18 protein-coding genes are annotated in these 21,358 nt (G+C 63.7%); 11 read left to right on the forward strand and 7 right to left on the reverse strand.

From position 1 onward, the window contains the following. Window positions 1-190: 190 nt before the first annotated feature. From U873_RS0119155 to U873_RS0119205, 11 genes are all read left to right on the forward strand, one after another. The gene (locus U873_RS0119155) at window positions 191-982 is read left to right on the forward strand and encodes a hypothetical protein (protein ID WP_025129773.1); all 792 of its coding nucleotides are present in this window, start codon (window positions 191-193) and stop codon (window positions 980-982) included. Between the two features lie 117 nt (window positions 983-1,099). After that, complete coding sequence (locus U873_RS0119160) at window positions 1,100-1,507, forward strand: hypothetical protein (RefSeq protein WP_025129774.1); 408 nt, start codon at window positions 1,100-1,102, stop codon at window positions 1,505-1,507. A 48-nt stretch (window positions 1,508-1,555) separates the two neighbouring features. Next, window positions 1,556-1,957: a hypothetical protein gene (locus U873_RS0119165; protein ID WP_025129775.1), complete on the forward strand. Its 402-nt coding sequence runs from the start codon at window positions 1,556-1,558 to the stop codon at window positions 1,955-1,957. Between the two features lie 15 nt (window positions 1,958-1,972). Then, window positions 1,973-2,284 carry a hypothetical protein gene (locus U873_RS0119170; protein WP_025129776.1) on the forward strand — a complete coding sequence of 104 codons (312 nt, stop codon included), beginning with the start codon at window positions 1,973-1,975 and terminating at the stop codon, window positions 2,282-2,284. A gap of 214 nt (window positions 2,285-2,498) precedes the next feature. Continuing rightward, on the forward strand, window positions 2,499-3,932 hold the full coding sequence (locus U873_RS0119175) for an RtcB family protein (RefSeq protein WP_025129777.1): 1,434 nt from the start codon (window positions 2,499-2,501) through the stop codon (window positions 3,930-3,932). A gap of 210 nt (window positions 3,933-4,142) precedes the next feature. Further along, window positions 4,143-4,361, forward strand: a complete 219-nt coding sequence (locus tag U873_RS0119180) for a hypothetical protein (protein ID WP_157838107.1) — start codon at window positions 4,143-4,145, stop codon at window positions 4,359-4,361. Window positions 4,362-4,407: 46 nt separating this feature from the next. Further along, on the forward strand, window positions 4,408-4,953 hold the full coding sequence (locus tag U873_RS0119185; RefSeq protein WP_025129779.1) for a hypothetical protein: 546 nt from the start codon (window positions 4,408-4,410) through the stop codon (window positions 4,951-4,953). Between the two features lie 738 nt (window positions 4,954-5,691). After that, the gene (locus tag U873_RS0119190; RefSeq protein ID WP_025129780.1) at window positions 5,692-6,081 is read left to right on the forward strand and encodes a RidA family protein; all 390 of its coding nucleotides are present in this window, start codon (window positions 5,692-5,694) and stop codon (window positions 6,079-6,081) included. A gap of 133 nt (window positions 6,082-6,214) precedes the next feature. Continuing rightward, entirely contained in the window at window positions 6,215-6,979 is a 765-nt protein-coding gene (locus U873_RS0119195; RefSeq protein WP_025129781.1) for an IclR family transcriptional regulator, read from the forward strand. A gap of 50 nt (window positions 6,980-7,029) precedes the next feature. Next, entirely contained in the window at window positions 7,030-8,247 is a 1,218-nt protein-coding gene (locus U873_RS0119200) for an amino acid deaminase (RefSeq protein ID WP_025129782.1), read from the forward strand. Between the two features lie 106 nt (window positions 8,248-8,353). Beyond that, the gene (locus U873_RS0119205) at window positions 8,354-9,262 is read left to right on the forward strand and encodes a sugar kinase (RefSeq protein WP_025129783.1); all 909 of its coding nucleotides are present in this window, start codon (window positions 8,354-8,356) and stop codon (window positions 9,260-9,262) included. 550 nt (window positions 9,263-9,812) lie between these two features. Here the strand turns inward: U873_RS0119205 and U873_RS0119210 are convergent. From U873_RS0119210 to U873_RS0119240, 7 genes are all read right to left on the reverse strand, one after another. Next, window positions 9,813-10,088: a peptidylprolyl isomerase gene (locus U873_RS0119210; protein WP_007932676.1), complete on the reverse strand. Its 276-nt coding sequence runs from the start codon at window positions 10,086-10,088 to the stop codon at window positions 9,813-9,815. Window positions 10,089-10,139: 51 nt separating this feature from the next. After that, window positions 10,140-12,680 carry a PAS domain-containing sensor histidine kinase gene (locus U873_RS0119215; RefSeq protein ID WP_025129784.1) on the reverse strand — a complete coding sequence of 847 codons (2,541 nt, stop codon included), beginning with the start codon at window positions 12,678-12,680 and terminating at the stop codon, window positions 10,140-10,142. A 683-nt stretch (window positions 12,681-13,363) separates the two neighbouring features. Then, on the reverse strand, window positions 13,364-15,319 hold the full coding sequence (locus U873_RS0119220) for an acetoacetate--CoA ligase (protein WP_025129785.1): 1,956 nt from the start codon (window positions 15,317-15,319) through the stop codon (window positions 13,364-13,366). Window positions 15,320-15,444: 125 nt separating this feature from the next. Further along, window positions 15,445-16,218, reverse strand: coding sequence for a 3-hydroxybutyrate dehydrogenase (gene hbdH / locus U873_RS0119225; protein WP_025129786.1), 774 nt, complete (start codon window positions 16,216-16,218; stop codon window positions 15,445-15,447). A 7-nt stretch (window positions 16,219-16,225) separates the two neighbouring features. Next, the gene (locus U873_RS0119230; protein ID WP_025129787.1) at window positions 16,226-17,617 is read right to left on the reverse strand and encodes a GntP family permease; all 1,392 of its coding nucleotides are present in this window, start codon (window positions 17,615-17,617) and stop codon (window positions 16,226-16,228) included. Between the two features lie 287 nt (window positions 17,618-17,904). Continuing rightward, window positions 17,905-19,320, reverse strand: coding sequence for a sigma-54-dependent Fis family transcriptional regulator (locus U873_RS0119235; protein WP_025129788.1), 1,416 nt, complete (start codon window positions 19,318-19,320; stop codon window positions 17,905-17,907). A gap of 454 nt (window positions 19,321-19,774) precedes the next feature. After that, window positions 19,775-21,349, reverse strand: a complete 1,575-nt coding sequence (locus tag U873_RS0119240; RefSeq protein WP_025129789.1) for an ABC transporter ATP-binding protein — start codon at window positions 21,347-21,349, stop codon at window positions 19,775-19,777. Window positions 21,350-21,358 lie beyond the last annotated feature (9 nt).

Genomic DNA, 21,358 nt, shown 5'->3' on the forward strand with positions numbered 1-21,358 from the left:
CGGGCCGAACCCTGGGCAAGCCTGTCCGGCAGGCCGGTTCGGGAGCCGACAGAGGACGCTTGCCAGCACTCAGCCCTGTAGCGAACCCCTGCTGCTTCGTTCAACCAGAGGCACATGCGCGGCGCATTGATCGCGCCGCAGAACACAGCGCAAGAAGGGCAGGCGATCCTGCCCGGCAAAGGAATTGAACATGCATACCCAGTTCAGAACGACCCAGGCACGGCGCAGCCTGTGGATGGCCGGGCTCCTGGCCCTGGCCGGTTGTCAGTCCCCTGCGCAGAGCCCGTCGGCGGTGAGCGACGAACAGCAGCGCCAAGCGGATATGCAACGGTATTCGAATACCGTGCAGCAAGTGCTGCACGCTGAAAGCATCAGGGCCAATGCCCAGCAATTGTCCGGCAGCGTCGATTTGCTGATGACCTTCAATCGCCAGAATGAGGTGGTCAGTTGCGAGGCGCGGCGCAGCACCAACCCGGCGATGCAGGTGTACCCCTATAGCCTCAAGCTGGGCGCGCTGGTCAAGGGCATCTGCTGGGACAGCGTGTTTCCAATGGCCCCGGCCACGGCCTTTGATGGGGACGAGCGGCTGCGGGTGAAGGGAACCATGATCTTCCCGCCGCCAAGCCCGAATGCCGAGCAACGCAAGGCACTGGATCAGCAGACGCAGGACTACGCCCGGGGACGCTTTTTCTGGGAGCGCACCCTGGCGGGCCAAGCGCTGGACAGCATTGGAGTGGCCAGTTTCGAGGTCAAGGCCGACCCCCAAGGCAAGGTGCAGGAATGCTGGGTCAACCTGCGGGCGGTGCAATACCGGCCTGAGTCGTTCAAGCCCGACAACGAACTGCGCAACAAGCTGACCGGCTTGTGCGAGCAACTGGACCTGCGGCAGATGCCGGGCTTTGCGCTGGTGGATGGCAAGGTGCCGCCGATTGCCACCAGCGTGTTTTACTCACCCTGGAAAGGTGGGCCGAAGCAGCCTTGATTCCGGGTCGCAGGCCGACAAGGTCGGCGTGGCTCGTTCTCGGTACGATGCCTATGCCCAGGGGCAGGGGGCGCAATAAAACAACACCGCCAGCGGAATCAGTCAAAAGGTCAGTCAATGAGCAAATTAGGCTGCAGTTGCGGGCATGTGATCGTCGATCAGACTGACGATCTTGCCTATAAGGCATCGTTGATGCGAGACGGGCATGAGGAGGCGCTGTACGAGGGTATTGGCCACTTGAGCCAGGCATTTCAGGTCGCAGCCGAGGCCGGGAGCCTGGATCAATTGCTGGACCGGACCTATGGCAAGACGGCGTGGCGGCCCAAGGCGAGAGATTACCTCGGGGACCGGTTGTGCAACCTTTATGCGGCGTCCAGCACCTGTGTCTATGAGTGCCAGAACTGTGGGCGCTTGTGGGTCCAGCGCGGGGCGGAGCACCGTTTCGTGTCCTTTGCGCCGGACAGCGGCACCTATGAAGCGGTGCTGGCGGTCGAGCCGAGCCGGTCACCGGTGATGGGCGAATAGCGGATAGCACACCTTGTGCAACGGCCTGTGGCCAGGGAGACAGCAAAGATGTTCAAACTCTATAAATGCTTGCCAGTGATGGCCTTGTTGCTGGGGCAGCCAGTGCAGGCAGAGCAGATGGCTCGCTGCGAAGAGCGGCAGGTGCAGGGGCATATGGCGCAGATGTGCCTGCTGCCAGGGGCGGCGTTCAAGCATGACAGCTATCGCCTGATGGTCGATGGCGAACTGATTTTCAGCCTGACCGATGACTTTGCCGAAGACGTGACGCTGGTTCACCGGATCCCCAAGGGGCCGGCACTGGAATACATGCTGTCTCGCCAAGGGCAGGACAGCGTGACCCTCAAGGGCGGGTGCGTGCCGGTAAGCCGGGATGGTGCCGAAGTGGCGCGGTTGTGCAATTTCCACTGGGGCAAGGTGCAGGTGGTCAAGGATGTGCGTTTCGATTTCTGAAGCGGAGCGATAGCGATGCAGCCGCGACTGTTCAAGGCCGCCAACGGCCACCTCACTCTGGAGTTCGATGCTTATGGCAGCGAGCTGCACCAGGCGGTTGGCGCTTTTCTGGTGCAAGGGCTGGGCTTCGAGCGTTGCGGTGAAACGGCCGATGGTTGGGACGCAGGCGTGGCCCAGTCGTTTCGTCGGGGCGAGGTACTGATCGAAGCCGGCTGGTGCCACTGGGCGGATGGGGACTACCTGCTTTCCGGTTGCGTGGCGGGAGATGCCTTGTTGAGCAGGGTATTTATGGCCATCGAGGCCGACCTTTCGTTTCGGTTGGAGTGAGGCCTGTGCCGAGCCCTTTGAGTCAGACGGCTGGGACTATGGCCTGCGTTAAACGGTACGGCCGCTGCTGCGCCTGGAAAAAAAACGCCCCTGGGTCTTTACATCGGCCACCATTCTCATCACCATGCGCACCGTCTAAGTTTCGCTGCTGACCAGACAATTCCAGCCACCAATCGGGTGGTTGTTTTGTTGCGTCCAAGAAAAGCAGTTGAAAATGACCAAGACTCCTCTGAAAAGAATTCAGCACAAGCTCGCCCGTTCCGGGGTGGCCATCGAACGCCTGAATTCCAATTCCCTCTCTATCTCCTCGATCAACGACGCCGGGCTCAAGGTGGATCTGCTGCTGCCCGAGAGTTTTGCCATCGAAGAGAAAGCCATCCTGCAACTGATGGATTTCGCCAAGGTCGCCCACCCCGACGGCGGTGAAGTGAAGTGCGCCTGTGCCACTCCGGACTTCCACACCGGCAGCCCGATACCGGTGGGCAGCGTGATTGTCACCAGCCACGACATGGTGGTGCCGCAAGCCATTGGCACCGACATCAATTGCGGCATGCGCCTGCACAAGCTCGACCTGAGCTACGAGCGCTTCATGGCCCATAAGGCGCAATGGACAGCCCTGGTGCGTGGCGATCTGCTGGAAGGCACACGCAATATTCCTACCAGCCCGACGGCGATGAGCGCGCTGTTTCAGTCCGGGCTCGGTGATTTCTGGAGCCAGGTGCAGCAGCAGGACCCGGTGGGCCTGTTTGCCGGGGCGGACTTCCAGCAACTGCAGCGTGAGCTGGCCGGCCTGCATGAGTCGTCCTTTGCCCAGGGCAGTGCGCAGTACGCCCCGGAAGCCCTGCAGGATGCTTCGCGCAAGATCCTGCGGGACCCGGGGCTGGGCTCCCTGGGCGGTGGCAACCACTTTGTCGAGATCCAGGTGGTCACCGAACTGGTGGACCGTCAGGCCTGCTTCGCCCAGGGGCTATCGGTGGGGCAGGTGGTGATGATGATTCACACCGGCTCCCGGGATGTCGGCTTCTACGTCGGGCGGCGCTGGATGGACAAGGCCAAGGCCCTGTGGCCGGCGGGGATCAAGCACCCGGACTCGAAGATCTTTGCCCTGCTGGGGGAGATGGCCGACCAGTACCTGCTGGCCATGCACAGTGCGGCCCATTACGCCGACGCCAACCGGGCGCTGATTGCCGAGATGGTGCGTCAGCGTACCCGGCAAGTGTTCGGTGCCGGCATCGAGGCCCCGCTGATCGTCGATGTGCCCCACAACATCGTGCTGCGTGAAGAGGGCGGTAACGTCCACCGCAAGGGCGCGACCCCGGCCTATGCCGGCCAGCCGCTGCTGATTCCGGGGAGCATGGGGCACGATTCCTACCTGCTCAACGGGTTGGGCAATGAGCGCTGGTTGCGTTCGGCCAGCCATGGCGCCGGGCGTTCCATGTCCCGCAGTGAGATTCTGGTCAAGGCCAAGCGCGACAAGGCCTTCCTTGGCCTGCAAGGAGTGGAGTGCATCACCACCAAGGAAGAGCGGATGATCGAGGAAGCGCCGGGGGCCTATAAGGAAATCGGCCAGGTGATCCGGTCCCAGGTGGAAGAGGAAACGGTATCGGTGATCGCCAGGTTTTCGCCGATTCTGACCTTCAAGGCGTAAGTACGGCGGGCCCTTGGGAGTGAGGGTTGATCCTCATGGCTAACCGATGTCTTGGGTTGAAGCGATGCGTTCAAAGATGGTCTCGGTGGTAGGCATGAGCGCTCGCTTCAAGTCGGCTGTACCGGTCGTGGGTGCGCTGATTTCGGATTTGCCGTTCAGGGTACTGGCCGATACATTGTCGTCCCCCGGCCACCGTTCGCTGGTAATGGGATGCGTTCAAGTCGTCTATGGAAGGGCTGTCATCAGATCGTGAAACTGCTTAAAAAAGCTATTTGGTTTGTCTTGTGTATTGCCTCTGGGCTGACGATGGGCGCTGGCCTTTATCAATTCATGCTGCCTAAAGGTGATCCGGGCCTGGCGTTGATGCTGGTCATGATTGCCTTTCTCTCCGGCTATTATCTGCGGCCGCAAAAGCCCAGGGCGCGGTAGCCACCATGGTGATTGCCTGTTTGCGGCCAAAGTCGGGTGCTCAATCATGAATCAAGATGAAAGTCTGAAGCACGATGCTGTAGCGCCATTTACAGGTGCCAGCCAGTGCCTCGTCGACAAGCAACCCCTTGTCGAACTACTTGCCGTGCTTGCTGAATGTGGCGAGCTGGTGTCCAGCTTCGTCAAGCCAGCCCCCTCAATCAAGGCGTTGGATGAGAGGCAGCGACTGGCCGAGTTTCTGGAGCGTTTCAGCAACCTCGCCAGGTCGACGGCTATTGGGCAGGTTGAGCGTGAGTTCGGGCCCTTTTCCATGCTGAATCGATATGAGTTCGAGGGCTCGTTGCTGGCGGTGGTGCTACGGGGCGGGTGTCATCATTCGACCCGTGGGTTGAGCCTGGCCAATGCTCGGAAGTTGGTGTACGAGGCGCTAGAGGCGGTGTTTCCGGGGCCGTTTTCCGAGCTGGTGGTGTATCGGTTGGACAGCCTCGATTGGTGTGAATTGACCCGGAGCTCGACCCTTTCTTCCGCCTATGTCGCCTGCCAGGGGGCTCGGAATCTTTGGTGGGTGCTGTGCGTTGCTGACTTTGATTGATGCCCTTCGGGCGCAAGGCTTTTTGCGTAGGAGCTGGCTTGCCAGCGAAGGCGGCATCGAGAACACCAGGGGATTGGGTGTTGCAGGTATCGGTTGCTGCCCTGTCCCTCAGTCGTCTGCCATGGCCACACAACCTCTATGGCGAGGGCACTTGCTTGCCCCTCTACTCGGTTTCTCGTCTAGGCCCGGCATTTCCTCACTCCAGCATTGATCCGTGGGCCACCACCGACCATCCATGGTCGGGTTAGCCACGGCTCAATGCCTGCGTTCGGCCATCGTGGTTAACGGGCCCCTCAGGATCAACAGCCAAAGCCGGGCAATGCAGAGCTAAAACCCTGGCTAGGTCTTGTGGCTAATGCTCCGGCAGTTGCATCGCTTGTTGTTTCGCCACATGCAGTACGGATGCGCAGGCCGGCGTTGGTCAGCAGATCAAGCAAGGAGGCTTGAGGCTGGACAGAGGCGACGGGGTGGTCGGTGTTTTTCCTACTACGTCCTCAATCGTTGTTTCCGGAAAGTTTGCCATTCCCTCTGTTATCTCCTTTGTTCTCCATGGCACACTCCGTTGGAATTTCCGTTATTCCATATTTAATTCCGCTATAGCGGAATTTTTTAAAGGCTTAGGGTTTTCAGATGGCCGTTGGTTTTTGTCGCAAGTACTGCTCAGAAATGGACGGCAAGCTGGATAACCTTCTCGGGCATGGCCTGCAGATGGCCAACCTTCAACCAGGAGAACCTCCCATGAGCATCACCCGTTACGGCACCGGCAGCACCGCAGGCGGTGGCCAGCCGCGTCCTTTCGCTCGCGCCGTCGAAGCCGATGGCTGGCTGCATGTGTCCGGCCAGGTGCCAGCGCTGGAGGGCGAGATCATTCACGGTGGAATCGTTGAGCAGACGCATCAGACGCTGCGCAATCTGGTGGCCATTCTCGAAGAGGCCGGCTACGGCCTGGAGGATGTGGTGCGGGTTGGCGTGTGGCTGGAAGACCCGCGGGATTTCTGGAGTTTCAACAAGGTGTTCGGCGAGTACTTCAAGCCCGAACACGCGCCGGCCCGGGCCTGTGTGCAGGCCAGCATGATGGTCGACTGCAAGGTCGAGATCGATTGCGTGGCGTACAAGAAGAAGGCCTGATGGCCACGGTCTGTAGGAGCTGGCCTGCAGGAGCTGGCTTGCCAGCGAAGGCGCCCGTGAGGGCGGTACAAGGCTTGAAAGCCTCTTCGCCGGCAAGCCGGCTCCTACGGTTCGATAGAGGGGGCGCAGGTAGATGAGCGAAGACACCATCAAGCGCCGGGCCAGGGGCCTGGATCGGGCGTTCGATATTCTCGATTTCCTCAAGGAAGTCGGCCAGCCGTTGCGCCCCAACGATATTGCCAAGGGCATTGGCAGCCCCAAGTCCACGGTCTACGAGCTGGTGGCGTCTTTGCTGGAGCGGCGGATTCTGGAGCCCGTGGGCAAGGACGGGCATGTGTACCTGGGCCGCCAGTTGTACTTTCTCGGCCAGGCCCATTTGCGTCATTTCGACCTGACCCGTGAGGCCGATCAGGCCTTGCAGGAAATCGTCAGCCAGACCCACGAAACTGCGCAGATGTGCCTGCTCAACGGGCGCAAATACACGGTGGCGCTGATGAAGGAGGGCGAGCGGCATTTCCGCATTTCCTCGGACATCGGCGAGAACGCGCCGATTCCCTGGACTGCTTCCGGGCGGCTGCTGCTGGGGCATCTGAGCGACGCGCAGATTGTCGATCTGATCGATGAACGGGACTTCATTCTGCCCAGTGGTGAACGTCTGCCCTTGGAGATTTTCCTTAAGGAAATCCGTCAGGCCACCGAGGATGGGTTCTTTTCCTTCGACAGTGTGGCCGACACCTTTACCCATTGTTTTGCCGCGCCGGTGCGCGATGAGCGCGGGCTGTGCATTTGCACGCTCTGCATCGTCGCGCCGAGGGCCGATGCCCTGCGCAATTACCAGGAGTACCGCCGGGTGCTGATCGACAGCGCCAACCAGTTGGCCCGGCGGATCAACGACTAATAGGTTGTACACCGCGGCTGTGCGCAGCCGCCTTGATAAGGAGTGCCAAGATGAATTCTCCATTGAACCTGCCGCTGGTGGAAAAGGGTGCCGCTGGCAAGGGCGCGAACCTGTTGACCGAGGTCAGCCTGCCGGCCCTGGTGCTGCACCGCGAGGCCCTGGAACACAACATCGGCTGGATGCAGGCGTTCGTCAGCGACAGCGGTGCCGAGCTGGCGCCCCATGGCAAGACCAGCATGATGCCAGGGCTGTTCCAGCGGCAGCTGGACGCGGGAGCCTGGGGCATCACCCTGGCCACGGCGGTGCAGACCCGAGCGGCTTATGCCCACGGTGCGCGTCGGGTGTTGATGGCCAACCAGCTGGTAGGGGCGCCGAACATGGCGCTGATCGCCGAGCTGCTGGCGGACGCGGATTTCGATTTCTATTGCATGGTCGATCACCCGGACAACGTTGCCGATTTGGGCGCTTTTTTTGCCCAGCGCGGGGTAACCCTCAAGGTGATGATCGAGTACGGCGTGGTTGGCGGTCGCTGTGGCTGTCGCAGCGAGCAGGAGGTGCTGGCCCTGGCCAAGGCGATCCAGGCGCAGCCGGCCCTGGCCCTGTGCGGTATCGAGGGTTACGAAGGGGTGATCCATGGCGACGAGGCCATTGAGGGGATTCGCCGCTTCGCCGACTCCCTGGTGCGCCTGGCGGTGGACCTGCACAACGACGGGCTGTTTGCCATCGAGCGGCCGATCATCACGGCTTCGGGGTCGGCCTGGTACGACCTGATCGCCGAATCCTTCGAGACGCACAACGCCAAGGGGCGTTTCCTCAGCGTGCTGCGTCCCGGCAGTTACGTGGCCCATGACCATGGCATCTACAAGGTTGCGCAGTGCTGCGTGTTGGAGCGCCGCTCGGACCTGCAGGAGGGCCTGCGCCCGGCCATGGAGGTCTGGGCCCATGTGCAATCGCTGCCGGAACCGGGGTTCGCCGTGGTGGCCCTGGGCAAGCGCGACGTGGCCTATGACGCCGGGTTGCCGGTGCCGCTGCGTCGCTACAAGCCGCAGGCAGGTGCTGTTCAGGGGGATGATGTCAGCACCTGCAAGGTTACGGCGGTGATGGACCAGCACGCCTTCATGACCGTGGCGCCGGGTATCGAGTTGCGGGTGGGCGACATCCTCTCCTTTGGCACGTCGCACCCGTGCCTGACCTTCGACAAGTGGCGCACCGGGCTGTTGGTGGATGAGCGCCTGCAGGTGGTCGAGAGCCTGGAAACCTGCTTCTAACCGCTGATGGCATAAGCGGTGTGACGCTGAAGACGATCGCATGAGGACTTCACCGGCGCACCGGCTTGTGCAGGATGGGTTGTGTGGGAGGGAGGAGGGCAAGGACATGAACCAGAAGAAACGCATCGCCTGCATCGGTGAATGCATGATCGAGTTGCAACAGCATCACGATGGCCGTCTGCAACAGAGCTTTGGTGGCGACACCTTGAATACCGCGGTGTATCTGTCCCGTGAGTTGGGCGAGCTGGCCCGGGTGGACTATGTCACCGCCCTGGGCGACGACAGCTTCAGCGATGCCATGTGCCAGGGCTGGGCGGCTGAGGGCATCGGCCTGGAGCTGGTGCAGCGCTTGCCGGGGCGTTTGCCCGGCTTGTATTGCATCCAGACCGATGCCCGCGGCGAGCGGCGCTTTCTCTATTGGCGCAACGAGGCCGCGGTACGCGACTGTTTTACCAGCCTGGCGGCGGGGCCGATTCTTGAGGCCTTGAAGGGTTACGACGTGCTGTATTTCAGCGGCATCACCCTGGCCGTGCTGGGTGAATCGGGACGCAGCAAACTGCTGGCCATGGTGAGCGAAGCGCGCCAGCGCCAGGCACTGATCGTCTTCGACAACAACTACCGGCCACGTTTGTGGGCCTCGGTGGAGCAGGCCCGGGCGGCTTATCGGGAGGTACTGCCCCAGGTGGATCTGGCCCTGCTGACCCTGGAGGATGAGCAGGCGCTGTTTGCCTACAGCGATGTTGAGGCGGTGTTCGAGGCTTATCGCGGCACGCCGGAAGTGGTGCTCAAGCGCGGGGCCGAGTCCTGCCTGGTTCGGGGCGCGGGTGGCGCGTTTGATGTGCCCGCGCAGCGGGTGGACAAGGTGGTGGACACCACCGCCGCGGGGGATTCGTTCAGCGCGGCTTATCTGGCCAGCCGCTTGCGGGGTGAGAGCCCGGAGCAAGCGGCGCAGGCGGGGCATCGACTGGCGAGTCGGGTAATCCAGTATCCCGGCGCCCTGATCCCCCGCGATTGAACCGGGCGTTGACCTTGCGCGCGCTTTCGCTGGCAAGCCAGCTCCTACAGGGCAGGTGGAGGTTGTAGGAGCCGGCTTGCCGGCGAAGAGGCCATTGAGCCGGGCGTTGACCTTTGCGCGCGCTTTCGCTGGCAAGCCAGCTCCTACAGGGCAGGTGGAAGTTGTAGGAGCCGGCTTGCCGGCGAAGAGGCCATTGAACCGGGCGTTGACCTTGCGCGCGCTTTCGCTGGCAAGCCAGCTCCTACAGGGCAGGTGGAAGTTGTAGGAGCCGGCTTGCCGGCGAAGAGGCCATTGAATCGGGCGTTGACCTTGCGCGCGCTTTCGCTGGCAAGCCAGCTCCTACAGGGCAGGTGGAGGTTGTAGGAGCCGGCTTGCCGGCGAAGGGGGCATTGAACCGGGCGTTGACCTTGCGGGCGCTTTCGCTGGCAAGCCAGCTCCTACAGGGCAGGTGGAAGTTGTAGGAGCCGGCTTGCCGGCGAAGAGGCCATTGAACCGGGCGCTGACCTTGCGTGCGCTTTCGCTGGCAAGCCAGCTCCTGCAAGGTCCGGGGTCAGTCGCGATAGAACACTTGCACCAGGTGGTAGCCGAACTTGCTCTTGATCGGGCCATGCACGGTGCGCAGGGGTTTCTTGAAGATCACCTGGTCGATGGCGCCGACCATCTGCCCCGGACGCACCTCACCCAGGTCGCCGCCGCGCTTGCCGGACGGGCAGGTGGAGTACTTCTTCGCCAGGACGTCGAAGGCTTCGCCCTTGGCGATGCGCTGCTTGAGCTGTTCGGCCTCTTCGGCGGTTTTCACCAGGATGTGACGGGCTTGGGCTTTCATGGGCAGGTGACCTTGTAGCGGGTAAACGGCGGCCGCGGATTATGCCTGAATTCAATCCGGCTGGCCGATCATCCGTCGAATCTTCTGCGCCAAGTCCTCGATGGAGAACGGCTTGGCCATCAGGTCCATGCCGGGTTCGAGGAAGCCCTGGCGCTCGGCGGCTTTTTCAGCGTAGCCGGTCATGAACAGCACCTTCAGTTGCGGACGATGCTGGCGGGCGATCTCTGCCAGTTGCCGGCCGTTCATGCCCGGCAGGCCGACGTCGGTCACCAGCAGGTCGACGCGCATCGGCGACTCCAGCAAGGGCAGGGCGCTGCGCGCGTCCTCGGCTTCGAAGGCGCGATAGCCCAGCTCGCTCAGCACATTGAGCACCAGCATGCGCACCGCCGGATCATCTTCGACCACCACCACGGTTTCCCCGGCCAGGGCCTGGGGCGCCTGGTTGGCGGTGGCGCTGTTTGCCGCTTCCGGCGCGGCGGCATACAACCGTGGCAGGTACAGGCGCACGCAGGTGCCCTGGTCTGGCTCGCTGCTGATGGTCACGTGGCCGCCGGACTGCTGGGCGAAGCCGTAGATCATCGACAGGCCCAGGCCCGTGCCCTGGCCGATGGGCTTGGTGGTGAAGAACGGGTCGAAGGCCTTGGCCAGGATCCGCGGGCTCATGCCAGCGCCGTTGTCACTGACGCCGAGCATCACGTAATCACCGGCCTTGACCGGTTCCAGGGTGCTGATGTCACTGCCGTCGAGGTAACTGTTGGCGGTTTCGATGGTCAGTTGGCCGCCGTTGGGCATGGCGTCCCGGGCGTTGATCACCAGGTTGAGCAGGGCGTTTTCCAGCTGGCTGGCGTCGGTGTTCACTGGCCACACGCCTTCGGCCAGTTGCATGTGCAGCTCGATGTGCTCGCCCTTGGTGTGGTTGAACAGCTCCTGCAGGGAGCGCACCAGTTGGTTCGGGTCCAGGGGCTGGCGGTCCAGGGACTGGCGGCGGGAGAAGGCCAGCAGACGATGGGTCAGGGCTGCGGCGCGCTTGGCCGAAGACATGGCCGCCTCGGTGAAGCGGCCGATCTCGTCGCCACGGCCGTTGTCGATGTAGCGCTGCATCAGGTCCAGGCTGCCGATGATCCCGGTGAGCATGTTGTTGAAGTCATGGGCGATGCCGCCGGTGAGCTGGCCCACGGCTTCCATTTTCTGTGCGTGGCGCAGGGCGTCTTCGGCGCGCTCACGTTCGAACATCTCGTTCTGCAGGCGCTGGTTGGCGGTGGCCAGGGCCTCGGTGCGCTGGTTGACCCGCTCTTCCAGGGTTTCATTGAGGTTGCGCAGGGCTTCTTCGGTCTGTTTGCGCTCGGTTTCGTCGATCACGAAGATGTAGAAGCCGTTGATCGCCCCATCGGCTCCGTAGCGTGGCAGGTACTTCATCAGGGCGTGGCGCGGGCGGCCGTCGCGGTGTGGCGAGTTGGCCTCGAAGCTGCACGGCTTGCCGGCCAGGGCCGCGGCGATGTTGTCGGCGCGAGTGGCATAGATCTCGTCGCCCACCACTTCGCGGATGGTCCTGCCGTACAGCTCTTGCGGGGTCAGTCCGTACCAGTCGAGGTAGGCGCTGTTGTTCAGGCGAAAGCGTTCTTCGCGGTCGACATAGCCGATCAGCACCGGCATGGCGTTGATGATCAGTTGCAGCTCGGTCTGGCTCTGGCGCAGGGCCTGTTCCGTCTGCTTGCGTTCGGTCAGGTCCAGGGCGGCGCCGAGAAAGCGCGTGGGCCGGCCGTGGTGGTCCTTGTAGCAACGGCCCCGGGCGAAGACCCAGCGCACTTGCCCATCGGCCAGTTGCAGGCGGTATTCCTCGGCGTACTCGGTGCCGTGGGTGATGCAGTGCTTGATGCCCCGGGCGACCATGCCGCGGTCTTCAGGGTGCACGCCCTTGAGGTATTCGCTGATGGGCAGCTGGCGCGATTGCTGGGGGTCGACGCTGTGCAACTGGGCGAAATGGGCGTCGGCGATAAAGCGGTCTTCGCCGATGTCCCAGTCCCAGGTACCCACCGCGTCGGTAGCCGCCAGTGCCAGCTGCAGGCGTTCTTCGGTTTCATGCTGGGCCCGCAGGCTGTCGTCGGAGCGCTGCTTGAGCTCCAGGGCGATGCGCCGGCGCTCGTTGGTCTCGATGGCCGTGACCAGGATCCCCGCCACCACCCCACGCTCATCGCGGATCGGGCTGTAGGTCAGGTCCAGCCACAGGTCGTATTCGCTGCCGTTGCTGCGTTGCAGGGTGAAGCGCCGCTCACTGAAGGTGCGCACCTGGCCGTTGAGCACGGCGCTGTAGATCGGGCCGGTGAAGTCCTTGAGCTCCGGCCAGGTCAGGTGCGCCGGCTGGCCGAAGGCCCCGGGGTGCTTGTTGCCCGCCAGCAAGGCAAAGCCGTCGTTGTAGATCTGCGCCAGCTCCGGGCCCCAGAGCAGCAGCATCGGCATCGGTGAGTGGATCACGATGTCCACCGCGGTGCGCAGGCTCTGGGGCCAGTGGCTGGATTCGCCGAGGGCGGTGGCGGACCAGTCCAGGCGGGCAATCAGGTTGGCGGCTTCGCTGCCTGGGTGGGGGGCATTCATGTCGAAGGTGTCCTGGGTGGAGCAGTCGCGCGCGGCGAGGCGTCAGGCTCGCTCACTCGAAAAGTCGCATGGACATGCGGTGCATATTCAAACGGATGGATTGTCGGGAGTTCGGCTGGGTTATTTTCACCTGCTTTTGCGGCAGATGACCAGTCTAGAGCGGCTGAACGGTAGTCCGCGAGCATCGACCCAGCTTCGGGTGCCGGCTGGCCAGCGAAGAGGCCCGCAAGAACGCCGCATGCCCTCGCCATGAACCGCACACTCTGGCCGCTGCGCGGTTCGCCGGCAAGCCGGCTCCTACAAGGACGACGCCGCTATCGCGCCAGCCGTAGGAGCTGGCTTGCCAGCGAAGGGGCCCGCAAGAACGCCGCATGCCCTCGCCATGAACCGCACTCACCGGCCGCTGCGCGGTTCGCCGGTAAAGACGACGCCGCTATCGCGCGAGCCGTAGGAGCTGGCTTGCCAGCGAAGGGGCCCGCAAGAGCGCCGCATTCCCTCGCCATGAACAGCACCCATCGGCCGCTGCGCGGTTCGCCGGCAAGCCGGCTCCTACAAGGACGACGCCGCTATCGCGCCAGCCGTAGGAGCTGGCTTGCCAGCGAAGGGGCCCGCAAGAGCGCCGCATTCCTTCGCCATGAACCGCACCCACCGGCCGCTGCGCGGTTCGCCGGCAAGGGATGGGGTCAGCTGCGCAATTCCTCGCGCTGGCGAAACTGCTCCAGGGCCTCGGGATTGGCCAGGGCGTCGGTGTTCTTCACCGGCAGCCCATGCACCACATTGCGTACGGCCAACTCGACGATCTTGCCGCTGATGGTGCGCGGAATGTCCGTGACCGCAAGGATCTTTGCCGGTACGTGGCGCGGCGTGGTGTTGGCGCGGATCACCTGGCGGATGCGTTCCTGCAGGGCCTCGTCGAGCTGCACGCCGGGTTGCAGGCGCACGAACAGCACCACCCGCACGTCATGCTCCCAGCTCTGGCCGACGGCCAGGCTTTCCACCACCTGTTCGAGTTTTTCCACCTGGCGGTAGATTTCCGCGGTGCCGATGCGCACTCCCCCCGGGTTGAGCACTGCGTCCGAGCGGCCGTGGATCAGCCAGCCGCCGTGGGGCAGTTGCTCGGCGTAGTCGCCCTGGGCCCAGACCCCGGGAAACAGGCTGAAGTAGGAGGCCCGCAGCTTGCTGTGGTCCGGGTCGTTCCACAGGCCCACGGGAATGCTCGGGAAGTGCCGGGTGCACACCAGCTCGCCTTTCTCGCCGATCACCGGCCGGCCCTGGTCGTTCCACACTTCGATGGCCATGCCCAGGCCCTTGCCTTGCATTTCGCCACGGCGCACTGGCTGCAGCGGGTTGCCGGCGACGAAGCAGGCGACGATGTCGGTGCCACCGGACATCGAAGCCAGGCACAGGTCGCTCTTGATCTCGCGGTAGACGTAGTCGTAGCTCTGCGGCGACAGCGGCGAACCGGTGCTGAGCAGGGTCTTGAGGCTGTCCAGGCGGTGGCTGCGGCGTGGCTGGCTGCCGGCTTTTTCCAGGGCGGCCAGGTACTTGGGGCTGGTGCCGAAGACGTTGATGGCCTCGCTGTCGATCAGGTCGATCAGGTGTTCCGTGCCCGGATGGAACGGCGAGCCGTCATAGAGCACCAGGCTGGCGCCGGTGGCCAGGGCCGAGACCAGCCAGTTCCACATCATCCAGCCGCAGGTGGTGTAGTAGAACAAGCGCTCGCCGGGGCCCAGGTCGGCGTGCAGGCCGTGCTCCTTGAGGTGCTGCAAGAGCACGCCGCCAGTGCCGTGGACGATGCACTTGGGCACTCCGGTGGTACCGCTGGAATAGAGGATGTAGAGCGGGTGGTCGAAGGGCACGGCGACGAATTGCGGTTCGCCGCCAGGGCGGTAGAAGTCGTCCCACAGGCTGATTTGAGCGTTGCCGATGAAATCCTCGGGCCGCGCCTGGGGCCGGGCATAGGGCACGATGATCAGCTGTTCCAGGGATGGCAGGCGCGCAAGGATTTCGTTGACCTTGGCGGTCTGGTCGATGTCCTTGCCGGCGTAACGGTAACCGGCGCAGGTGATCAGCACCTTGGGTTCGATCTGGCCGAAGCGGTCGATCACCCCCTGGGTGCCGAAGTCCGGCGAGGAGCATGACCACACCGCGCCGAGGCTGGTACTGGCGAGCATCGCCACCAGGGTTTGCCAGGTGTTGGGCATGCACGCCGCGACCCGGTCGCCGAGACCGACCCCGGCGGCCCGAAGGCTCTGCTGCAGACCGGCTACCTGGGCCGCCAGTTCGGCGTAAGTCAGTTGCTCGCGCTGGCCGTTCTCGTTGAGCGCCACCAGCGCAACACTGTGATCCCGGCGCTTGAGCAGGTGCTCGGCAAAGTTCAGAGTGGCCCCGGGAAACCATTGGGCACTGGGCATCTGCGAGCCTTCGCGGAGCACGCATTCGGCGCTCTGCTGGAAGCGGACTTCGAAGAAGTCGACGATGGCCTGCCAGAAGCTTTCGCGCTGGTCGATGCTCCACTGGTGCAGCTCGGGGTAGTCACGAATGTCCAGGCCGTGGCGCTGATTGATCAAGCGGCGGAAGGCGTCGATGCGCGTCTTGCTGATGCGCTCGGCGCTGGGTTGCCAGAGAATGTCGGACATGCAAGGCCTCGTGTTCTTATTGTTTTTCCGGGTCGGGCTTGTCGCTGCCAAGCTCGCTCCTGCACGGCGGTGATGAGCCGTGTAGGAGCCGGCTTGCCAGCGAAGGCATCAGCCTGGGCGTCGCGTCATTGCGCCAGCCAGCCACCGTCGATATTCCACGCCGCGCCGCGCACCTGGGCGCCGGCTTCGCTGCACAAAAATAGCACCAGTTCCCCCAGCTGCGACGGGGTGACGAACTCCAGGGACGGCTGTTTTTCCGCCAGCAGATCGTGCTGCGCCTGCTGGGGATCGGTGCCGGCGGCGACGCGGTCGTCGATCTGCTTCTGCACCAGCGGGGTCAGTACCCAGCCCGGGCAGATGGCGTTGCAGGTGACATTGCTGGTGGCGGTTTCCAGGCCCACCACCTTGGTCAGGCCGATCACCCCGTGCTTGGCCGCCACATAGGCGGCCTTGCCCACCGAACCCACCTGGCCGTGCACCGAGGCAATGTTGACGATCCGTCCCCAGCCCTTGGCGCGCATCCCCGGCAGCCCCAGGCGAGTGCTGTGGAACACCGACGACAGGTTGATGGCGATGATCGAATCCCAGCGTTCCACGGGGAACTCCTCCACCGCCGCCACATGCTGGATGCCGGCGTTGTTCACCAGGATGTCGACGCCGCCGAACTCCCGTTCGGCATAGGCGAACATCTCGGCGATCTGCGCCGGGTCGCTGACGTCCGCCGGGTGATGGCCGACCTGGCCACCGAACTGTGCAACCTCGGCGATTGCCTGGGCGGCATCGCCGAAGCCGTTGAGAATCAGCTTGGCCCCGGCCTGGGCCAGGACCCGGGCGATGCCCAGGCCGATGCCGCTGGTGGAACCGGTGACCAGTGCGGTCTTGCCGTTAAGAGTGGTCATGAATACCTCACACAATGCCGGTGGCGTAGAAAGTAGCGATCACCACGAAGACCGCCAGGGTCTTGATCAGGGTAATGCAGAAAATGTCCTTGTAGGCTTCACGATGGGTCAGCCCGGTGACGGCCAGCAGGGTGATCACCGCGCCGTTGTGGGGCAGGGTGTCCATGCCGCCGCTGGCCATGGCGGCCACTCGGTGCAGCACTTCCAAGGGGATGTTGGCGGCATGGGCGGCGCTGATGAAGCTGTCGGACATGGCCGCCAGGGCGATGCTCATGCCCCCCGAAGCCGAACCTGTGATGCCCGCCAGCAAGGTCACGGTAACGGCTTCGTTGACCAGCGGGTTGGGAATGCTTTTCAGCCAGTCGGCCAGTACCAGGAAGCCCGGCAAGGAGGCAATCACCGCGCCGAAGCCGTATTCCGAGGCGGTGTTCATCGCCGCCAGCAGGGCGCCGCTGACCGCGCTCTTGCTGCCTTCGGCGAGCTTGCTGCGAATCGCCGAGAAGCCGCACACCAGCACCATCAAGATGCCCACCAGCAAGGCTGCCTGCACCGCCCAGATGGCGGTGAGCTTGGCGATCTCGGTGGTCACCGGCGCCGCCATGCCCGGCAGGCTGAGGCTGTGGGTCTTGCCGTACCACAGGGGGATCCAGTGGGTGAACAGCAGGTTCATCAGCCCCACCAGCAGCAGCGGCGACAGGGCGATCCAGGGGTTGGGCAACTGCAGGTCTGCGGCGGTTTCCGGTTCGTTGCGCAGTTCGCTGCCGTAGCCTTCACCGGCCTTTTGCGCTTTGTTGCGCTGGCGCTGAAGGAACAGCATGCCGGCGCAGAACACGAAAATGGTGCCGATCACTCCCAGCCAGGGCGCGGCCCAGGCGGTGGTGTTGAAGAAGGTGCTGGGGATGATGTTCTGGATCTGCGGGGTGCCGGGCAGGGCGTCCATGGTGAAGGAGAACGCCCCCAACGCGATGGTGGCGGGGATCAGCCGCTTGGGGATATTGCTCTGGCGGAACATCTCCGCGGCGAACGGGTAGACCGCGAACACCACCACGAACAGCGAGACCCCGCCGTAGGTCAGCAGGGCGCACACCAGCACGATCACCAGCATTGCCTGGCGAGTGCCGAGCAGCTTGATGGCGGCGGCGACGATGGAGCGCGAAAACCCCGAGAGCTCGATCAGCTTGCCGAACACCGCGCCGAGCAGGAACACCGGGAAGTACAGCTTGATGAAACCCACCATTTTTTCCATGAACACCCCGGTGAAGGCGGGCGCCACGGCGGACGGGTCGGTGAGCAGCACCGCGCCGAGGGCGGCGATCGGGGCAAAGAGGATGACGCTGTAGCCACGGTAGGCCGCGAGCATCAGCAGCGCCAGGGCTGCCAAGGCAATGATCACACTCATGGTGTGTCTCTCCAGGATTGTTATTGTTGTCGGGTGTTGCGTGTGGAGAGGCTTATAGCGAGAACTGTGCCATCTGTGTAAGTAGTTGAAATATATAGGTATTTTTATTTTTATAGGGGTGGGCTGAAGTTGTTTGTCTCTGTTTTGAGATTTTTTTGGGGTTGGCCGGCCTGTTCGCTGGCAAGCCAGCTCCTACAGAGATTGTTCAGCTCGCCGTAGGCACTGGCTTGCCAGCGAAAAGCGCGCAGCGCGATTGGTAGGTTCTCTAAATGGAGATTTGTGTCTCACTATAGAGACTCGGTAATCCCCAGTGCTGCCATTTTCTTGTATAGGGTCGAACGCCCGAGCCCCAGGCTGCGGGCAGCGTCATCCACCTTGCCGGCGCACTGGGCCAGAGTGGCGCTGATCAGTTGCCGGTCGAAGCGCTCCCGGGCCTGGGCAAAGGTTTCGCTGTTCAAGGGCTGCGGCAGATTGGCGGCGTCGCGTTGCACCGGACTGAAGCTGCCGATCGCCGCGCGGATGTCGGCGGCATTGAGCATCAGGTCGTCACTGAGCAGCGCGGCTCGCTCCAGCACATTGCGCAGCTCGCGGATATTCCCCGGCCAGGCGTGCTGGGCCAGCAACTGCAAGGCGTCGCGGTCGAGTTCGTGCTGGCTGCGCAGTTCTTCGAGGATGCCCTCGCTCAGGGCCGGCAGGTCATCCAGGCGTTCACGCAGGGCCGGCACCTGAATCGGCAGTACGTTGAGCCGGTAGTATAGATCGGCGCGGAACTCGCCGCGCTTGATCGCCGCCGCAAGGTCGGTGGAAGTGGCGGCGATCACCCGTACATCGCTGTTGATCACTTCGTTGGAGCCCAGCGGTTCGAACTCCTTCTCTTGCAGCACCCGCAGCAGCTTGCTTTGCAGGGGCAGCGGCATGTCGCCGATTTCATCGAGGAACAAGGTGCCCCCCTGGGCAATCTGCAGCTTGCCGGCGCGGCCCTTGCGGTCGGCGCCGGTGAAGGCGCCAGGGGCGGTGCCGAAGAACTCCGCCTCCAGCAGCGCCTCGGGAATCGCCGCGCTGTTGATGCTGACAAAGGGCTTGTGGGCCCGAGGCGATGCAGCGTGGATGGCCTGGGCCAGCAGCTCCTTGCCGGTGCCGGTCTCGCCTTGCAGCAGCACCGGCGAATCGGCGCTGGCACTGCGTCGGGCCCGGCGCTTGACCTCCAGGCTGGCGGCGCTGGTACCGATGAAATGGGCGAAGTTGTACTTGGTCTGCCGGGCTCGCAGCAGGGAGCGAGTGGAAGCCAGTTCTTCCTGCATGCTCAGGTAGCGCTTGAGCATTGGCGACAGGCTGCGCAGCTCGTCGAACAGGGCAAAGCCGATGGCACCGATCACCGTGCCGGCGTCGTCATGGATCGGCAGGCGCATCACCACCAGGGGTTCCTTGGGGGTGTCCTGCATGTCCAGCAGGATCGGCCGGCCGGTGCGCACCACTTCGCGCAGCAGGCTGCCGGGGATCACGCTTTCGCAGGGCTTGCCGATGGCGAATTCGGCGGACTCCAGGCCGAAGCGCCGGGCATAGCGCTGGTTCATCCAGACGATATTGGCGTCACGATCGACGATCACCGTGCCTTCGCTGGATTGCTCGATGATCTCGAACAGCGAGCGGATCGCCAGTTGGCGCACACGCTGGTAATCCTTGAGGCTGTCGCTGTCGTTCATGGTGGCATCCTGAAAATGGGCGCCAGGGATTATGCCCGATTTGTAGGAGCCGGCTTGCCGGCGAATGGGGTCTTTGGATGGGGCGTTGGTCTTGTCGACGCCTTCGCTGGCAAGCCAGCTCCTACAGGGCTGGTGGCTGCCGCGGATCTTGTAGGAGCCGGCTTGCCGGCGAATGGGGCCTTTGAATGGGGCGCTGGTCTGGTGGACGCCTTCGCTGGCAAGCCAGCTCCTACAGGGCTGGAGGCTGCTGCGGATCTTGTAGGAGCCGGCTTGCCGACGAATGAGGCCCTTGGATGGGGCGTTGGTCTTGCGGACGCCTTCGCTGGCAAGCCAGCTCCTACAGGGTTGGAGGCTGCTGCGGATCTTGTAGGAGCCGGCTTGCCGGCGAATGAGGCCCTTGGATGGGGCGTTGGTCTGGCGGACGCCTTCGCTGGAAAGCCTGCCCCTGCAGCGCTCAGCCCGGGTGGGCAGCGGCCAGCAGCTCCCGGGTGTAGGGATGCTGCGGAGCCTCGAACACCTGGTGGCTGGGGCCGCGCTCGACCACCTTGCCGTCCTTGATCACGATCATGTCGTGGGCCAGGGCCCGCACCACCGCCAGGTCATGGCTGATGAACAGGTAGGTCAGTCCGTGTTTCTCCTGCAGTTCGCGCAGCAGCGCCACCACCTGTTTCTGCACTGTGCGGTCCAGGGCCGAGGTGGGTTCGTCGAGCAGGATCAGCGCCGGCTTCAGCACCAGGGCCCGGGCAATGGCGATGCGCTGGCGCTGGCCGCCGGAAAACTCATGGGGGTAGCGGTGCCGGCTGTCGGGGTCCAGGCCCACTTCCTCCAGGGCACGGATCACCTGTTCATCGCATTGCCGGGCGTCGTACTGGCTGTGCACCTCCAGCCCTTCGCTGATGATCTGGGCCACCGACATGCGCGGGCTGAGGCTGCCGAAGGGGTCCTGGAACACCACCTGCATGCGCTTGCGCCAGGGCCGCAGCTGTTTCTGGTTCAGGCCATCGAGGGCCTCGCCCTGGAAGCGGATGCCGCCCTGGGAATCCAGCAGGCGCAGGATCGCCTGGCCCAGGGTGGATTTGCCCGAGCCGGATTCGCCGACGATCCCCAGGGTCTTGCCCTGTTGCACGCTGAGGCTGATGCCGTCCACTGCCCGCAGGTATTCCTTGCGCCGGAACAGGCCGCCGCCGATCTGGAATTCGACGCTGAGCTGGTCCACTTCCAGCACGGTGGCGCGGGTGTCGAGGCACAGCGGTTCGCCCTCGGGCTCGGCATGCAGCAGTTCGCAGCTGTAGGGATGGACCGGGGCGTTGAACAGGGTTTCGCAGTCCGCCTGTTCGACGATTTCCCCGGCCTTCATCACGCACACTCGCTGGGCGATGCGCCGCACCAGGTTGAGGTCGTGGCTGATCAGCAGCAAGGACATGCCCAGGCGCTGTTGCAGGGACTTGAGCAGCAGCAGGATCTTGCGCTGCACCGTCACGTCCAGGGCCGTGGTGGGCTCGTCGGCGATCAACAGTTCCGGTTCGCAGGCCAGGGCCATGGCGATCATCACTCGTTGGCGCTGGCCGCCAGAGAGCTGGTGCGGGTAGGCCTTGAGGCGTTCCCCGGGTTTTTGAATGCCCACCAGCTCCAGCAATTCGAGGATCCGCGCCTGGGCTTGCTTGCCCCCCATGCCGCGGTGCAGCAGCAGGGTCTCGCCGATCTGCTTCTCGATGCTGTGCAGCGGGTTGAGGGAGGTCATGGGCTCCTGGAAGATCATCGCGATGCGGTTGCCCCGCAGTTTTTGCAGGGTCGCGGGGCTGGCACCGATCAGTTCCTGGCCGCGATAGCGTACGCTGCCGGTGCTGCTGCAACCGGTCTGCGGCAGCAGTTGCAGGATCGAATGGGCGGTTACCGATTTGCCCGAGCCGGATTCCCCCACCAGGGCCAGGCACTCGCCGGGGCGGATGTCCAGGCTCAGGTCGCGGACGACGCGATGCTCGCCGAAGGCGACGTTGAGCTGGCGGATTTCAATCAGGTTGTCAGTCATTGCTTGCAT

Source organism: Pseudomonas sp. PH1b (assembly GCF_000633395.1).
In the GTDB taxonomy this organism is placed as follows: Bacteria; Pseudomonadota; Gammaproteobacteria; order Pseudomonadales; family Pseudomonadaceae; genus Aquipseudomonas.

What these genes read in the sequence shown, in the direction of transcription:
- U873_RS0119155 (WP_025129773.1), top strand. Translation starts at nt 191, where the DNA reads ATGCATACCCAGTTCAGAACGACCCAGGCACGGCGCAGCCTGTGGATG.
- U873_RS0119160 (WP_025129774.1), top strand. Translation starts at nt 1,100, where the DNA reads ATGAGCAAATTAGGCTGCAGTTGCGGGCATGTGATCGTCGATCAGACT.
- U873_RS0119165 (WP_025129775.1), top strand. Translation starts at nt 1,556, where the DNA reads ATGTTCAAACTCTATAAATGCTTGCCAGTGATGGCCTTGTTGCTGGGG.
- U873_RS0119170 (WP_025129776.1), top strand. Translation starts at nt 1,973, where the DNA reads ATGCAGCCGCGACTGTTCAAGGCCGCCAACGGCCACCTCACTCTGGAG.
- U873_RS0119175 (WP_025129777.1), top strand. Translation starts at nt 2,499, where the DNA reads ATGACCAAGACTCCTCTGAAAAGAATTCAGCACAAGCTCGCCCGTTCC.
- U873_RS0119180 (WP_157838107.1), top strand. Translation starts at nt 4,143, where the DNA reads ATGCGTTCAAGTCGTCTATGGAAGGGCTGTCATCAGATCGTGAAACTG.
- U873_RS0119185 (WP_025129779.1), top strand. Translation starts at nt 4,408, where the DNA reads ATGAATCAAGATGAAAGTCTGAAGCACGATGCTGTAGCGCCATTTACA.
- U873_RS0119190 (WP_025129780.1), top strand. Translation starts at nt 5,692, where the DNA reads ATGAGCATCACCCGTTACGGCACCGGCAGCACCGCAGGCGGTGGCCAG.
- U873_RS0119195 (WP_025129781.1), top strand. Translation starts at nt 6,215, where the DNA reads ATGAGCGAAGACACCATCAAGCGCCGGGCCAGGGGCCTGGATCGGGCG.
- U873_RS0119200 (WP_025129782.1), top strand. Translation starts at nt 7,030, where the DNA reads ATGAATTCTCCATTGAACCTGCCGCTGGTGGAAAAGGGTGCCGCTGGC.
- U873_RS0119205 (WP_025129783.1), top strand. Translation starts at nt 8,354, where the DNA reads ATGAACCAGAAGAAACGCATCGCCTGCATCGGTGAATGCATGATCGAG.
- U873_RS0119210 (WP_007932676.1), bottom strand. Translation starts at nt 10,088, where the DNA reads ATGAAAGCCCAAGCCCGTCACATCCTGGTGAAAACCGCCGAAGAGGCC.
- U873_RS0119215 (WP_025129784.1), bottom strand. Translation starts at nt 12,680, where the DNA reads ATGAATGCCCCCCACCCAGGCAGCGAAGCCGCCAACCTGATTGCCCGC.
- U873_RS0119220 (WP_025129785.1), bottom strand. Translation starts at nt 15,319, where the DNA reads ATGTCCGACATTCTCTGGCAACCCAGCGCCGAGCGCATCAGCAAGACG.
- hbdH (WP_025129786.1), bottom strand. Translation starts at nt 16,218, where the DNA reads ATGACCACTCTTAACGGCAAGACCGCACTGGTCACCGGTTCCACCAGC.
- U873_RS0119230 (WP_025129787.1), bottom strand. Translation starts at nt 17,617, where the DNA reads ATGAGTGTGATCATTGCCTTGGCAGCCCTGGCGCTGCTGATGCTCGCG.
- U873_RS0119235 (WP_025129788.1), bottom strand. Translation starts at nt 19,320, where the DNA reads ATGAACGACAGCGACAGCCTCAAGGATTACCAGCGTGTGCGCCAACTG.
- U873_RS0119240 (WP_025129789.1), bottom strand. Translation starts at nt 21,349, where the DNA reads ATGACTGACAACCTGATTGAAATCCGCCAGCTCAACGTCGCCTTCGGC.